Source organism: Pseudarthrobacter sp. HLT1-7, assembly GCF_059383435.1.
Map to the genome: position 1 here is coordinate 248,015 of NZ_JBWZCH010000003.1, position 14,496 is coordinate 262,510.

The 14,496-nt window shown below is 66.7% G+C and carries 12 protein-coding genes and 2 tRNA genes; 6 read left to right on the forward strand and 8 right to left on the reverse strand.

The window, feature by feature from the left end:
* The first annotated feature begins 6 nt into the window (after positions 1 to 6).
* The 3 genes from AC50X6_RS04805 (at position 7) to AC50X6_RS04815 (ending at position 2,200) form a co-directional block, all read left to right on the forward strand.
* Positions 7 to 474 (forward strand): tRNA (cytidine(34)-2'-O)-methyltransferase, encoded by a 468-nt coding sequence (locus AC50X6_RS04805; RefSeq protein WP_494965117.1) that lies wholly within the window; start codon positions 7 to 9, stop codon positions 472 to 474.
* Positions 475 to 702: 228 nt separating this feature from the next.
* A complete protein-coding gene (gene sigK, locus AC50X6_RS04810) occupies positions 703 to 1,308 on the forward strand; it encodes an ECF RNA polymerase sigma factor SigK (RefSeq protein ID WP_494965118.1) in 606 nt (201 codons plus the stop codon).
* A gap of 10 nt (positions 1,309 to 1,318) precedes the next feature.
* Entirely contained in the window at positions 1,319 to 2,200 is an 882-nt protein-coding gene (locus AC50X6_RS04815) for an anti-sigma factor (RefSeq protein WP_494965119.1), read from the forward strand.
* 108 nt (positions 2,201 to 2,308) lie between these two features.
* On the opposite strand, the gene AC50X6_RS04820 is transcribed toward AC50X6_RS04815, so the two are convergent.
* The 6 genes from AC50X6_RS04820 to AC50X6_RS04845 all read right to left on the reverse strand — a co-directional run bounded on the left by AC50X6_RS04820 (position 2,309) and on the right by AC50X6_RS04845 (position 8,860).
* On the reverse strand, positions 2,309 to 3,652 hold the full coding sequence (locus AC50X6_RS04820; RefSeq protein WP_494965149.1) for a GntT/GntP/DsdX family permease: 1,344 nt from the start codon (positions 3,650 to 3,652) through the stop codon (positions 2,309 to 2,311).
* 126 nt (positions 3,653 to 3,778) lie between these two features.
* Positions 3,779 to 4,312, reverse strand: coding sequence for a gluconokinase (locus tag AC50X6_RS04825; protein WP_494965120.1), 534 nt, complete (start codon positions 4,310 to 4,312; stop codon positions 3,779 to 3,781).
* Between the two features lie 74 nt (positions 4,313 to 4,386).
* A complete protein-coding gene (locus tag AC50X6_RS04830) occupies positions 4,387 to 5,166 on the reverse strand; it encodes a PIG-L deacetylase family protein (protein WP_494965121.1) in 780 nt (259 codons plus the stop codon).
* 4 nt (positions 5,167 to 5,170) lie between these two features.
* Positions 5,171 to 6,124: an electron transfer flavoprotein subunit alpha/FixB family protein gene (locus tag AC50X6_RS04835; protein ID WP_494965122.1), complete on the reverse strand. Its 954-nt coding sequence runs from the start codon at positions 6,122 to 6,124 to the stop codon at positions 5,171 to 5,173.
* 10 nt (positions 6,125 to 6,134) lie between these two features.
* On the reverse strand, positions 6,135 to 6,947 hold the full coding sequence (locus tag AC50X6_RS04840) for an electron transfer flavoprotein subunit beta/FixA family protein (RefSeq protein WP_494965123.1): 813 nt from the start codon (positions 6,945 to 6,947) through the stop codon (positions 6,135 to 6,137).
* A gap of 254 nt (positions 6,948 to 7,201) precedes the next feature.
* The gene (locus AC50X6_RS04845; protein ID WP_494965124.1) at positions 7,202 to 8,860 is read right to left on the reverse strand and encodes a S1C family serine protease; all 1,659 of its coding nucleotides are present in this window, start codon (positions 8,858 to 8,860) and stop codon (positions 7,202 to 7,204) included.
* A 296-nt stretch (positions 8,861 to 9,156) separates the two neighbouring features.
* Between AC50X6_RS04845 and AC50X6_RS04850 the strand changes: the two genes are divergently transcribed.
* The 3 genes from AC50X6_RS04850 (at position 9,157) to AC50X6_RS04860 (ending at position 13,788) form a co-directional block, all read left to right on the forward strand.
* The gene (locus AC50X6_RS04850; RefSeq protein WP_494965125.1) at positions 9,157 to 11,190 is read left to right on the forward strand and encodes a TPM domain-containing protein; all 2,034 of its coding nucleotides are present in this window, start codon (positions 9,157 to 9,159) and stop codon (positions 11,188 to 11,190) included.
* A gap of 135 nt (positions 11,191 to 11,325) precedes the next feature.
* On the forward strand, positions 11,326 to 12,111 hold the full coding sequence (locus AC50X6_RS04855) for a PspA/IM30 family protein (protein ID WP_494965126.1): 786 nt from the start codon (positions 11,326 to 11,328) through the stop codon (positions 12,109 to 12,111).
* A gap of 237 nt (positions 12,112 to 12,348) precedes the next feature.
* Complete coding sequence (locus AC50X6_RS04860) at positions 12,349 to 13,788, forward strand: cryptochrome/photolyase family protein (protein WP_494965127.1); 1,440 nt, start codon at positions 12,349 to 12,351, stop codon at positions 13,786 to 13,788.
* Between the two features lie 133 nt (positions 13,789 to 13,921).
* Here AC50X6_RS04860 and AC50X6_RS04865 read toward each other — a convergent pair.
* A tRNA-Met gene (locus tag AC50X6_RS04865) sits at positions 13,922 to 13,995 on the reverse strand.
* A gap of 200 nt (positions 13,996 to 14,195) precedes the next feature.
* Positions 14,196 to 14,269, reverse strand: a tRNA-Met gene (locus AC50X6_RS04870).
* Positions 14,270 to 14,496 lie beyond the last annotated feature (227 nt).

The following is a 14,496-nucleotide window of genomic DNA, read 5'->3' on the forward strand; positions in this document are numbered from 1 at the left end:
GGGAGCGTGTTCCGCATCCTCTTCCACACCCCTGAAATTCCCGGCAACACGGGCAACGCCATCCGGCTGGCCGCCATTACCGGCGCCGAACTGCACCTGGTCGAACCGCTGGGCTTTGATTTTTCCGATGCCAAACTCCGCCGGGCCGGCCTCGACTACCATGACCTCGCCGTCGTCACCGTACACCCGGACATCGGCGCGACGTGGGCGGCGCTGCGACCGGAGCGTGTCTTCGCCTTCACCTCTGACGGCGAGGCTTCCTACACCGATATCAGCTACCGTCCCGGGGATGTGCTGCTGTTCGGCCCCGAATCGGCCGGCCTGCCCGAGGAGATCAAGCACGACCCCCATGTGACCTCACGCGTCCGCCTGCCAATGCTGCCGGCGCTGCGGTCCCTGAACCTGGCCAACGCGGCATCCATCGCCGTCTATGAGGCATGGCGACAGAACGGGTTCGCCGGAGCCAAGCACTAGCCGGCGCAACTATTTCCGTTGTTCGCCCATCCGCCACCACCGCTGTCCCGAATCACTTCTGAAGCCCGGTTAGGCCACGGGGCCCAGAGCAGGAAAGGGAGCGAGGATCGGCAGGTGATATCAGCGCAGTTAGACAGACGTCCGGCCCACCGGATTGCGGTCGGCCACGGCAGAAGACAAACCCACCCTGGCCCACGATCGGCGGCGGGCACCTTATGCTTGAAGGTGATGGAAACTCCAAACGCCCCAAACCCCGAGGCCACTGCTCCCCCGGGCACTCCAGCCGACGTGAACCGCCGGCTTGGCGCGCTGCTGGAACAGGTCGCCCTCGGTGACCAGGCCGCCTTTGCAGAGTTCTATGAGCTCACCTCCCGGCGTGTATTCGGCATGGCCCGGCGCGTCCTGATCGATGTGGAACTCAGCGAGGACACCGCCCAGGAAGTTTTTCTCCAGGTATGGCAGAACGCCTCCAAGTTCAATCCCGCGGCCGGAACCCCGCTCGCGTGGCTCATGACAATCTCGCACCGCCGCGCTGTGGACAAGGTCCGCTCCTCCCAGTCCTCCACCGACCGGGAAGCGAAATACGGCGCCAGCAGCCAGGAAATCGACCACGATTCGGTTGCCGATGCGGTGGGCAGCCGGCTCGAGGCCGAGGCCGTTGTCCGCTGCCTGGATACGCTGACCGACACGCAGCAGGAATCCGTCCGGCTCGCCTACTACGGCGGCCTCACCTACCGGGAAGTCGCAGAGAAACTCAGTGCTGCGGTACCCACCATCAAGTCCCGCATCCGCGATGGACTGATCCGATTGAAGTCCTGCCTGGGGGTGATTTGAGATGACCGACATGAATGCACAGAACAACGGCCGCGTCCCCGGCGGCTTTGCAGCCGAGATCGACACTGACCTCGCCTCCGGCCGCGCGGTTGACCTCGCCGAGGTCTTCGCGCTAAACGCCGTCGACGACGCCGAACGCACCGCCATTGAGGACTACGTCGCCTCAGCCCCTCCGGCGGAGCGGAATGCCTTCAACGAACGCGTCCGCCAGGCCCGGGAGACGCTCGCCATAAGTTTCACTGCCGAGGACGAACCGCCCGCCGGCCTGCTGGACCGGATCATGGTATCCCTTCCGGCCCAGGCCTCCGGCCGGGTGCCCGGAGGCCACCCGGGCCAGGCGCCCGCAACGGTTCCGCCAGTCATGGCCCGGCCCGTCCGGGAATCTTCCGAACTGCCCGTCGCCGATGAGCTCGGCGCCGCCCGCCGGCGCCGCGAAGGGCGACGCAGGCCGCAGGGCATGCGCAACTGGCTGGTCGGCGCCGCAGCCGCAGCCGTGATCGCCTTCGGCGGAGTGGGCGTCGGGGCGTACATGGCAAACCAGAACGACCCTCTCAACCAGGTGATGCAGGCAGGGGACGTACGGCAGGCGACCGTCGACGTCGCCGGCGGCGGTACGGCCACTGTGTCCGTCTCCAGCTCGAGGGATGCCATAGTGGTCAGGATGAACAACGTCCCGGCTCCGCCGGCGGGCAAGGTCTACCAGATGTGGCTGATCCCCAGGGATGGCTCGGCACCGGTGTCGCAGGGACTGATGGACGCCGAAGCGCTGTCCAAGCCCGCCGTCGTCAAGGGCATCAGTTCCGCCGCGGCTCTGGGCATCACGGTGGAACCGGCCGGCGGCTCGATTTCGCCGACACTGCCCACCGTGGCCGCAGCCCCGCTGGGCGCATAGCGCGGGGACCATCCGCCAACAGAGCCGCGCATGCCTTGAACCTTCAGAGGGTAAAGGCCTGCGCGGCTTGTAGTTTAAGGCGAGAACTGATGCTGGCGGCCAAACCGGCTAGATGATGAGCGAGAGCAGCATGATGATGCCGAAGCTGACCAGGGAGATCAGGGTCTCCATCACGGACCAGGTCTTGAAGGTCTGGCCAACGGTAAGTCCGAAGAGTTCCTTGACCAACCAGAACCCGGCGTCGTTGACGTGCGAGAGGAACAGCGAGCCGGCGCCGATCGCAAGGGCCAGCAACGCCGCGTGCGTCGGAGTGAGCGAGCTGGCCAGCGGTGCGACGATTCCGGCGGCCGTTACCGTCGCCACGGTGGCAGAGCCCGTCGCCAGGCGCAGCGCGACGGCCACGATGAAGCCCAACACGAGGACGGACATGTTGGTGCCTTCGGCCCATTTCTTCACGGCATCGCCGACGCCGGCGCCGATCAGGGTCTGTTTGAAGCCGCCGCCCGCGCCCACGATCAGCATAATCCCGGCGATGGGACCCAGGCTTGCACCGATCTTGGCAGTGATCTTGTTGCCCGTGAACCCCACGGCGTAGCCGAACGTGAAGATCGCCAGCAGCACGGCCAGGGTCATGGCGACAAGGGGCTGGCCGACGAAATCGACGAAGGTCCGGATCCACGGCGCTGTCGCGGCGTCGGGCCAGATGATGTCCGCGACGGCCTTGAGGAGCATGAGCACCACCGGGAAAATGATGGTCAGCAGGGTGATGAGGAAGCTCGGCTGGCGTTTGACGCCCTCCATGTCGGCGCCGTGCCGGGTGTCGATGCCGCCCGCAATACCGGGGGCGCCGACGGGCACCCATTTGGCGGCCAGCCGGGAAAACAGCGGGCCGCAGATGATGACCGTGGGGATGGCGACGACGAGGCCCAGTGCCAGCGTGGTGCCGAGCTCTGCCTTGACGGCGCTGATCGCGATCAGGGGTCCCGGGTGCGGCGGCACAAGTCCGTGCAGCACAGAGAGGCCGGCCAGCGCCGGGATGGCAATCCGCATGAGCGGCATTTTGGAGCGCTGTGTCACCAGGACGATGACGGGCAAGAGAAGCACCAGTCCGATTTCGAAGAACATCGGAAGGCCTATGATGACCGCGACGAGCGTGATGGACCAGACCAGTTTGTTCCCTGTGGCCTTGGCCAGCAGTGTGTCCACCACCCGGTTGGCTCCGCCGGAATCCGCCAGCAGCTTGCCGAGCATGGCTCCAAGGGCTATCAGCAGGCCCACTTCCTTCAGGACGCCGCCAACTCCGTCTTCGAAGTTTTTGATGACCAGGGCCGGTTCCACGCCGGAGGCAAGGCCAACGAAGGCCGAGCCAAGAATGAGCGCGATGAAGGGGTGGAGCTTGAACTTGGTGATCAGCACCACAATGACGGCGATGCCGAGGGCCGCGACCACCATAAGGCGGGTGTCGAAGCCAGTCCAGGCCTCGACGGCAGCCGGAAGCTGGGTGGCTATCAGAAATTTCACAACGAGTTCCTTGAATGGTGACAAATGGATGGCTGGTCTGGGGGCTGGCTGCGCCGCTCAGGGCCTGCCGGCGTCGGCAGAAAGGAGCTGCAGCCGGTCGATGATTTCCTGGGCTTCTTCCGCGGGCGTCGCTCCGACGCGAACGGTGATGGCGTTTTCGTCCTCCGTGGGCGCCTCGAGCGCCTCAAACTGGGACTCGAGCAGGGCCGGTGGCATGAAGTGACCGTGCCGGGATGCCAGCCGGTCCGAGATCCGGTCCCTGTTGCCGTCAAGGAACACGAACACCACGCCTTCGCTGCGAAGGACATCCCGGTAGCGCTTCTTCAGCGCCGAGCACGTTACGACGCCGGGGACACCGGACCCGGTGTGCCTCCGGATCCACCCGGCGATGATTTCCAGCCAGGGCCAGCGGTCCTCGTCGGTCAGGGCCCGGCCGGCGTGCATCTTCGTAACATTTGATGCGGGGTGCAGATCATCGCCTTCCACAAAATCCCAGCCCAGCCGGCCGGCCAGCAGACCGGCCACAGTTGACTTTCCTGATCCCGAGACGCCCATGATGACCAGGACGGGGTGCTGCGCAGTCTTCGCCATTAAAGTCTGCCTTCCTCAATTAAATATGATTTAAACAGAGGCCAGCTTATGGGAGCGGACAGCAGGGGGCAACACTAGAAACCGGCGATGGTCCCCGGGCCGTTGACTGTTACGACGTGAAATACCTCGGCGCTGTGGCCGGCCGGGAGTCCGCCGCGTTCCGCGGTCCGGAGCATCAGCGTCCGGACGGTGCGGTCCATGGCGTCGACGTCGGGGTGTTGGCTGGCGTGGACGTGGATCGCGGCGAGTTTGCTGTCAACCTGCCCGGTGACGTCGACGAAGTGGTTTTCGCGTTCCTCCGGCCCGGCGAAGAGCCACAGATACGGCAGCTTGTAAGCCTCCAGCCCGGCTTCGGCCAGCTCCGGATAGGCGAAAGGATTCTCCAACGCCGGATACACCGCCCGGGTCACGGCCTCGCCCACCGCCAGATGGTCCGGGTGACTCTTCTGGATCCGGGTCCAGTTCCGTTCCGGGTGCATCGAGAGCACCACGTCGGGCCGGAGCTGACGGATCAGCCGCACCACCTCGCGGATCACCTCGTGCGAGGGCTCAAGGTAGCCGTCACGCTGATGGAGGTAGTGGATGTCCGTGACGCCCACCAGAGCGGCGGCGCGGCGCTGTTCCTCATTCCGCAGGCCGCTGACTTCCTCCCGTTTGTCAGGGTCGAAGCCGCCCGCGTCCCCGTCTGTCATGATGCAGTAGCTGACCTGCACCCCGGCTGCGGTCCAGGCGGCGATGGTGCCGGCGGCGCCGAAATCGATGTCGTCGGGGTGGGCGGTGAAACAAAGCACCCGCTCAATCCGGTGATGTTCCGGACCGAACGGGCTGTGCGCCTGTGTGGCGAAGGTGTCCAAGGACTCAGCCCCGGCGTTTCTTAATTTCTTCGGTGGCCTGCGGGAGGACTTTGAAGAGGTCGCCGACGATGCCGAAGTCGGCGATCTCGAAAATCGGCGACTCGGCGTCCTTATTAACTGCCACGATCAGCCCGGCGGTCTGCATGCCGGCCTTCTGCTGGACGGCTCCGGAGATGCCGGCGGAAATATACAGCCGGGGAGAGACGGTCTTGCCGGTCTGGCCCACCTGCGCGTCGTGGCCGATCCAGCCTGCGTCGGTTGCGGCGCGGGTGGCACCGATGGCGGCGCCCAGCGCGTCCGCGAGCTCTTCCACGGGGCCGAAGTTGCCGTCGACACCGCGGCCGCCGGCCACCACGATCCGCGCTTCGGTCAGGTCCGGGCGGCCGCTGGCGGCTTTCTCGTTGCGGGCCGTGATCCTTGCCGAAGCCGCGGCGGCAGGGTCCGGCACCACCACGGTGACGGTTGCCGGGGCCGTGCCGGTGACTGCGGGTTCCGGCGTGATGCTGTTGGACTTGACAGTCAGGACCGCGGCCGCAGTGGTGGCCCTCGCCGTGGTGGTGTAGGAACCGGCCAGGACGGATTTGTGCGCCGTTCCGTCCGGGTCCACGGCCACGACGTCGGTGATGACGCCGGCACCAAGCTTGATGCCGAGCCTTGCCGCGATTTCCCTCGCTTCCGCCGAGTTCTCGGTTAAGACGACCGTGGCACCGGAAGTGTGCACCGCGGCGGCAAGATAGGACGCCTTGGGACCCACGAGGTAATCGTCGAGGTCCGTCGCGGAGGGGAAGTACAGCGTCTGGGCGCCGTAAGCGGCCAGGGCCGCGGCGATCCCATCGTGCAGTTCGCCGTTGAAGGCCACCACAGGCTCGCCCAGGGAGCGGGCGATAGTAAGCAGCTCAAGGCTGGCCTTTTTGAGGGCCAGGCCTGGGTTGTCAATGAATACCAGTACTTTTGCCATGCAAATCCCCTTAAAGCAGCTTCTGGGCGGCCAGGAACTCGACCAGCTGGATGCCGGCGTCGCCGTCGTCGGTGATGATGGTGCCGGCGGTACGCGCCGGGCGTGGCTCCGCGGATTCGACGGCGGTCCAGGACCCGGACCGTCCCACCTGCGCGGGGTCGACGCCGATATCCACCAGGGTCAGGGTGGTGATGGTCTTCTTCTTTGCCGCCATGATGCCCTTGAAGTTCGGGTACCGGGGGTCGTTGATCTGGTCCGTGACCGAGACGACGGCAGGCAGCGTCGCCTCGACAGTATCGGCGTGTGCGTCGCCGTCGCGGCGGACGGTGAGCCTGGCGCCGTCGAGCACCAGCGAGGAGGCGAAGGTCACCTGCGGAAGATCCAGACGCTCGGCGAGCTGGGCCGGAACCAGCGAGGTCTCCCCGTCGGTGGAGGCCATGCCCGTCAGGATGAGGTCCGCGGGGATGTCCGCGCTGAGATGGCGGATGGCCGCCGCCAGGGCCAGGGACGTCGCCGCGGCATCGGAACCGGCGAGCGCCTCGTCCGTGAGGTGGACACCCTCGGTCGCACCGATCTGCAGAGACTTTTTCACCGCGTTGACAGCACCGGCGGGGCCCATGCTCAGGGCGATCACCTTGTTGCCGGCCGCCTCCCCGCCACGGGCCTCGCTGAGCTGCAGAGCGGCTTCGAGGGCATATTCGTCCAGCTCGGACAGGATGCTTTCGGCGCGTTCAGTGGTGTGGCCCGCGCCGGTAAGGTGCCGGTCGAACTGAGCGTCAGGGACGTGCTTGACCAGCACGATGATCTTCAAAGTCTTTTCCACTGTGAGTACAGCAGCCTTCCATGCGGGTGGGCAGCCAGCCGGGCGGGTCGTGGCCATGGAGCACCCGGGATGCCGGGCTGTTCCTAGCTAACCATATTGCGGGACCCGGCGCGGGGGGACTTCGCTGACGGCCGAAGGCCGGGCGGCACGTGCTGCCGCCCGGCCTTCGGGGGTTGCTGCCCGGGCTCTGCAGCTTGGGCCCCGCTGTTCGGGTCCAGCTGTTCGGGTCCCGCCCGGCTGTTACTGGTCGGCTGTTACTGGTCGGCTGCTGCGCCGAGGGTCACGTCGAGTTCCTTCTGCTGCCCGCCCCGGAGGACCGTGACCTTGACCGTTGCTCCGGCGGCCTGCTCGCGCACTGCAGCGGTGAGCTGGTTCGGATCGCTGATCTGCAGGTCCTGGAACTTCGTGACAACGTCGCCAACCCTAAGGCCGGCCTTGTCCGCGGCGGAGCCGGATTCCACGGTGGCGACTTCCGCTCCCACCGAGAAGGCGGAGGCCGAGGAACCCGCAGTCTTGGGCTTCACGCTGACGCCAAACTGGCCATGGCTTGCCTTGCCATTTTTGATGATCTCCTGGGCGACGCGCTTGGCGTTGTTAATCGGGATGCTGAAGCCGACGCCAATGTTGCCGCTGCTCGCGGCGTCACCCCCGGCCGACGCGATGGCGACGTTGACGCCGATGATTTCGCCCTTGGTGTTCACCAGGGCGCCGCCGGAGTTGCCGGGGTTGATGGCCGCGTCCGTCTGGATCACATTGATCGAAATTGATCCCTGGTTCGCTGTGCTCTGGCCTTGCCCGCCGCCGGGAGGCGCGAACTGGAAGCCCTGGTCGCCGCCCTGGGAGTTGTCGGCCCCTTCCTTGGGAGCCGCGGACGACGCGACGCTGATGGTGCGGTTGAGCGTCGACACGATGCCGTCCGTCACGGTTCCCGTGAGGCCAAGCGGCGATCCGATCGCGACGGCGGTGTCCCCGACGTTGAGTTTGCCCGAATCGCCGAGTGTGGCGGGGATGAGGCCGGAGGGGTTGTCGATCTTGACGACGGCGAGGTCGGACAGCGGATCAGTGCCGACGATCTTCGCGCTGTAAACCTTTCCGTCATTGGTCCGGACCTCGATCGCGGCACTGGCCGCCTTACCGTCGAGGGTTACGACGTGGGTGTTGGTGAGGACATGGCCCTCGCCGTCCAGGATGATGCCGGAGCCGGTGCCGCCCTCGCTGCCGCTGGTGGCCTTGATGGTTACCACACTGGGGCTGGCTTTCACGGCCGCCGCCGTGATGGCGTTGACGTCGTCCTTGTTGTTCACGATCACAGGGCCGGCCTGGGTGCTGTTACTGGATCCCGTGGATGTGATGGGGCTCTCGCCCAGCAGCTGGGTTGTCCCTGCGACCACGCCGCCACCGATCAGGCCGGCGGCCAGGATGCTGGCCACGAGGGTGGGGACCCCGAACGCCGCCTTGCGCTTGGGTGCGTGGGCCGGATTAGTGGCGTACGGCGAACCCGACGGCGGCTGGTTGCCCGGGTAGGAGCCGAACGGTGCCTGGGCGTGCTGCGGCTGGCCGCCGGGGCTTTGCGACTGGCTGAAGGCTGAATAGCCGGTGCCCTGGCCGTACGCGGCGGTGTGCTCCGGGCCGGGCTTCCCCATCTGGGGCGCACCGGTGTGAGGCGCCTCATTCTGGGGCTGGGGAGCCTGGGGCTGGGGAGCGGGAGGCCGGCCGTAGGACGGCTGATGCTGCGGGTAGTGCGGCTGCGGGGTGTCCGCGGACCGGTCCATCCGGAGGGTCGGGTTCTCCTGCATTGAGTCCGGCGCGGGAACAGCCCGGGTGTTCCCCGAAGTGACCTCATCCGGCGTCGAGGCCTCGCGGTTCGGCGTTGATGGCTCCGGTGTGGCGCCCTGCGCTGGGTTCTCAGTCATCAGACTTCCTTTCATCCTTGTCCGCATTAACTATGGACGCTCACACTGATACTAGAGCGGACATTAGCTGGGAGGTTCCTGAACGCCGGGACCGGCGCCCCCGGCGGCGCACTTTGAACGATTCAGCGCTTTTCGCTGGTGGCATATTCCCCTCGGTGGACGGCCAACTGGGTGCACCATAGAATCAAATGGAATCGCCACAGCGACCTGCGGCTTTACTTTTGCGTTGGGGCGCTGCTGCATTCTGTGACGACTGGTTCGGCCGAACTGGTCGCAGAAGTGCTGAAGGGTTGCACATGCGGTCTAAGTTAAAGCGTTACCTCACTGTTCTTGGCGTGGCCGGACTGCTGGCAGTTCCCGCCGCTCCGGCCCTGGCCGAAGATCCGGTAAACCTTGACCCCGCCACGAAGATTGTTGACTCCGCAGGGGTTCTCGGCGACCGCAAGGGCGACGTCGAACAGGCAATCAAAAAGCTCGGCGCCGACCGTGCCATGACTTTCCACGTCGTTTACGTGAAGAAGTTCGAGAACCCTGCCGACCGGGCGGCCTGGGCTGCAGCGGTGGCTGGTAAGGCAAGCCTGGGTCCGAATGCAATGTTGCTCACGGTCGCCACGGACGCCAAGCAGTACCTGCTGAGCAAGCCGTCCAACAGCAAGATCACCAATACCCAGCGCGCCAACATTGAGAAGACCGCAGTGGATCCGCAGCTGCGAAACGGTGACTACGCCCAGGCTGCCATTGACACGGCCGCGGCCATCGGCGATGCGGCCGGCGGCGGGGCCGGCAACGTGCCATCCGGGGCCGGCGCAGGGAGCGCCGTCCTGGTCGGCGCCGGCGTCGTCGCGGCGGGCGGCGCGGGTGCGTACCTCTATTTCCGCAACCGCCGGAAGAAGGCCGGGCAGGCCGCAGGCGCCGGCTCCGGCCCGCAGGGTGCCGAGCTTGACCCGCTTGCCGGGTTCACAGTTGAAGAACTTCGTCGCAAGACCGGCTCGCTGCTGATCGAGGCGGACGATTCAATCAAGTCCAGCGAGCAGGAGCTCGGTTTCGCCCAGGCGCAATACGGGGATGCCGCCGTCGGAAACTTCACAAAAGCCCTGCAGGAAGCCAAGGGCCATATGTCCGAGTCGTTCAAACTGCAGCAGCAGCTCGATGACCATATCCCGGACACCGAGGAGCAGCAGCGGACCTGGCTCGGCGAAATCATCCGCCGGTCCGAGGCCGCGCTCGCCTCCCTGCGGGAGCAGAAGTCGGACTTCGATTCGCTCCGTGAGCTCGAAAAAAACGCCCCCGAGGCGCTCGCCGCCGTGACTGCCGGAGCCCAGGAGACCGCGGCCGGGATCGCCAGCGCCGAACAGTCCCTCACTGAGCTGCGCGCCAAGTACGCCGAGAGCGCCCTTGTCCAGGTGGCCGACAACATCGGCCAGGCCAAGGAGCGGCTGGCATTTGTGCAGAACGCCTCCGTGACGGCTCAGGAGAAGCTCAGCGCCGGGGAGGGCGGCCTCGCGGCCGTCGCGGTCCGGGCCGCGGAAGAGAGCCTGCATCAGACGAACGTCCTCCTCGGCGCAATTACCAAGGTCGGCGGCGCCCTGGGTGAGGCACGAAACGGACTCGAGTCCGCCGTCGCGGACGTCTCGCAGGACCTCGCGCAGGCCAGGGCCATGATCCAGTCCGGGGCGCACCCTGAGCTGGCGGGTCCGGTCGCCGGTGTGGAAGCAGCCCTGGCCCAGGTCAAAGCAGAGATCCAGGGCGGAAAGATCGATCCGATCGCCACCCTGGGGCGCGTCGAAACGGCGCGTCAGTCGCTGGACACTTCCCTCACCGGGATCCGGGACCAGCAGGAACAGTCCCGCCGCGCGCAGGCCTCGCTTCAGCAGAGCATCATGTCGGCCCAGGCGCAGATCAGCGCGACCTCCGATTACATCACCGCCCGACGCGGCGGAGTTGGCACCGAGGCCCGCACCCGGCTTGCCGAGGCCCAGCGGAACCTGGACTATGCCCTGTCCGTCTCCCGCGCCGACCCCGTCACTGCGCTGCAGTACGCCCAGCAGGCCCACTCGCTGGCGGCCCAGGCGGCCCAGCTGGCACAGTCCGACGTGGACCAGTTCGACGGCGCCGCCAACCAGGGCTACGGCCGCGGCGGGATGTTCGGCGGCGGCGGAGGCGGCGGTCTGGGCGGCGCCATTCTTGGCGGCATCCTGATCAATTCCATCCTGAACGGCGGCGGCGGCGGAGGCTGGGGAGGCGGCGGCGGAGATTCCGGCGGAGGTTGGGGCGGCGGCGACTCGGGAGGCGGTTGGGGCGGCGACGGCGGCGGGGGCGGCGACTTCTAGCCTCCGGCCCCCGGCCTGAACAACTCACAACGGACTAGGCGCCGGCGGAAATCTCTCCGCCAGCGGATAGAAGCGGTACATTTCACTGTTGACCGACTTCAGTGGGAACCACTGAGCAGGACGAAAGGTAACACCATGAAGCAGTCCATTTTCGGCCGCATGGCGCAGCTGGCGAAGGCCAATATCAACTCCCTGCTGGACCAGGCTGAAGACCCGCAGAAGATGCTGGACCAGATGGTCCGGGACTACACCAACAGCATCGCCGAGGCCGAGTCCGCGGTGGCCCAGACCATCGGCAACCTGCGCATGCTCCAGGACGACTACAACGAAGACGTCAAGAACTCCAAGGACTGGGGCAACAAGGCACTCGCAGCGTCGCGCAAGGCCGACGAGTACCGGGCCAAGGGCGACGTCACCGATGCCGAAAAGTTCGACAACCTCGCCAAGGTGGCCCTGCAGCGCCAGATGTCCGCGGAGAATGAGGCGAAGTCCGCGGAGCCGAGCATCGCGTCCCAGACCGACGTCGTGGACAAACTCAAGCACGGCCTGGACCAGATGAAGGGCAAGCTCAACGAGCTCACCGGCAAGCGCAACGAGCTCGTGGCACGATCCAAGACTGCCGCCGCCCAGTCCCAGGTGCACGATGCCCTCAAGAGCATTGACTTCATGGATCCCACCTCGGAGGTGGGCCGCTTCGAAGAGAAGATCCGCCGTGAAGAGGCCAAGGTCCGCGGCCAGCAGGAACTCTCCGCCTCCAGCCTGGACTCGCAGTTCAACTCGCTCGAAGACCTCGGCGAGCAGACCGAGATCGAAGCACGGCTTGCCGCGCTGAAGTCCGGTGGCGCGCCCGCGGCGATCGGGGCAGGCGAGAGCCGGTCCGCCGCCTCCACCGTGGACGACGCCGACTTCGACAAGCTCTAGGCACACCGCCGGCGGGCTCCCGCCGGTCCGTCAGGCAGGGCTCATGAAGCCGGGCCCCCGGCCCATCGTCAGCAGCACACGACGGTTCCGGGGGCCCGGCTTCTGCTGTCCCCGGCCCCCCTCAGTGTTGTCCACGACGGCGTCGTCCACGGCAGCGCTGTGTGCTGCCTGCTGTGCACAGATTGCAGTGCACAGATTGCTGTGCACAGCCTGCGGCCGCACGTGTACCGTGGATTCATGTCTTCTGGATCCACGCCCTCGTCCCTAGTCTGGCTCCGCGACGATCTCCGCCTCGACGACAATCCGGCCCTGGCGGAGGCAGCGTCGCGGGGATTGCCGCTGACCGTTGTCTATATCCTCGATGAGGCCTCCCCCGGCATCCGCCCGCTCGGCGGCGCGGCTAAATGGTGGCTGCACCACTCGCTGACCGGGCTCGCCGCGGACCTTGAGGCGGCCGGCTCGCGGCTGCTGCTCCGCCGCGGCCCTGCCGCCGGGATCATCCAGGAGTTGGCCGCGGAAACGGCTGCCACGGCGCTGCTCTGGAACCGGCGTTACGGCGGCCCGGAACGCGCAGTGGACGCCGGCGTCAAGGGCTGGGCGGCGGACCACGGGATCAACGCCGCGAGCTTCCAGGCCAACCTGATGTTCGAACCGTGGACTGTGCGCACCGGGGCAGGAGGGCCGTACAAAGTCTTCACACCGTTCTGGCGGGCATGCCTGGACGCGCCGGAGCCCCGGTTGCCGCTGGACGCACCGCAGAGCCTGCCGGCACCCGCCACGGGCGCCACGGGGCAGCCGCCGGCCGGCGACAAGCTGGCGGACTGGGGGCTACTCCCCCGCCGGCCGGACTGGAGCGCGGGACTCGCGGCGACGTGGACCCCGGGGGAAACCGGCGCCCACAGCCGTCTTGTGGACTTCGTCGACGGCCCGGCCGAGGAGTACGGTACCGGCCGCGACGTCCCCGGCGTCGAGGGCACCAGCCGTCTCTCCCCCCACCTGCGCTTCGGCGAAATCAGCCCGTTCCGGATCTGGCACACCCTCCGCGAACGCTATCCACGGCAGGCCCCGGCCGACGTCGGGATCTTCCGCTCCGAACTCGGCTGGCGGGAATTCTGCTGGCAACTTCTCTACGAAAACCCGCACCTGGCCACCCGGAACTACCGGCCAGAGTTTGACCGCTTCGCCTGGCAGAGCCCCTCGGACGCCGAACTGCAGGCCTGGCAGCAGGGCAGGACCGGCTATCCGCTGGTCGACGCCGGTATGCGCCAACTCTGGCAGACCGGCTGGATGCACAACCGTGTCCGAATGGCGGCGGCGTCCTTCCTCGTGAAGAACCTGCTGGCCGACTGGAGGCTGGGCGAGGCCTGGTTCTGGGACACGCTGGTCGACGCCGATGCGGCCAGCAATCCGGCCAACTGGCAGTGGGTGGCAGGCTCCGGCGCCGACGCCTCGCCGTACTTCCGCATCTTCAATCCGGTCACGCAGAGCAAGAAGTTCGACGCCGCGGCCCGCTATCTCCGCGAATACCTCCCGGAGCTGACCGGGCTGGACGGCAAGACAATCCATGAACCGTGGAAGGCCGACGGCGCTGCACCCGGCTACCCGGAGCCGATCGTCGGGCTTGCGGAATCACGTGCGCGTGCGCTGGACACCTACCAGCGGCTCAAGGACGGCTAAGCGCGGGCCCGCCGGTCGGGATCTGTAGGCCACGTGCACGGGGGCACGTCAGCGATGCCGCGCCGGGGAGCGTTTCCGCCAACAACAAGAGAGGCCCGGATCATCAGATCCGGGCCTCTCTTTTCCTCTTCAGTTGCGGGGACAGGATTTGAACCTGTGACCTCTGGGTTATGAGCCCAGCGAGCTACCGAACTGCTCCACCCCGCGTCGCTTGCTCAACACTACCCTACTTCTGGCGGCGCCCGCGCCACACTGCCTCAGGCCATCGGGTCCGGGTCCGCGCCCGGGGTCCATCCACGCCCCCGGTCGAAGCGCCCGGTGCATGGCCGCCACGATAATTCAAAGCAGAAGGACTTAAAGCAGAAGGCCCGCAACACTGTATCCAGTATTCCGGGCCTTCTCTTCAGTTGCGGGGACAGGATTTGAACCTGTGACCTCTGGGTTATGAGCCCAGCGAGCTACCGAACTGCTCCACCCCGCGTCGCAAGATCAACTCTACCGGCCGGTGAACTGGAGGCCAAATCGAGGTGGCGTGATGTGCATCTCCCTCCGCCGGGGTCAAGTCACCGGCCCGGGGGTCTGGGCGCGGTGGCCGGGCTCAGGGACATGCCCCGCGCCGGGGCCAGCAGGTGGACACAGTGTCATTCTGCCCAGTCCCGGGCGCGAAGAATGAGCATGTCCCGCTGGACCGGACACCGGCCCGAAGGG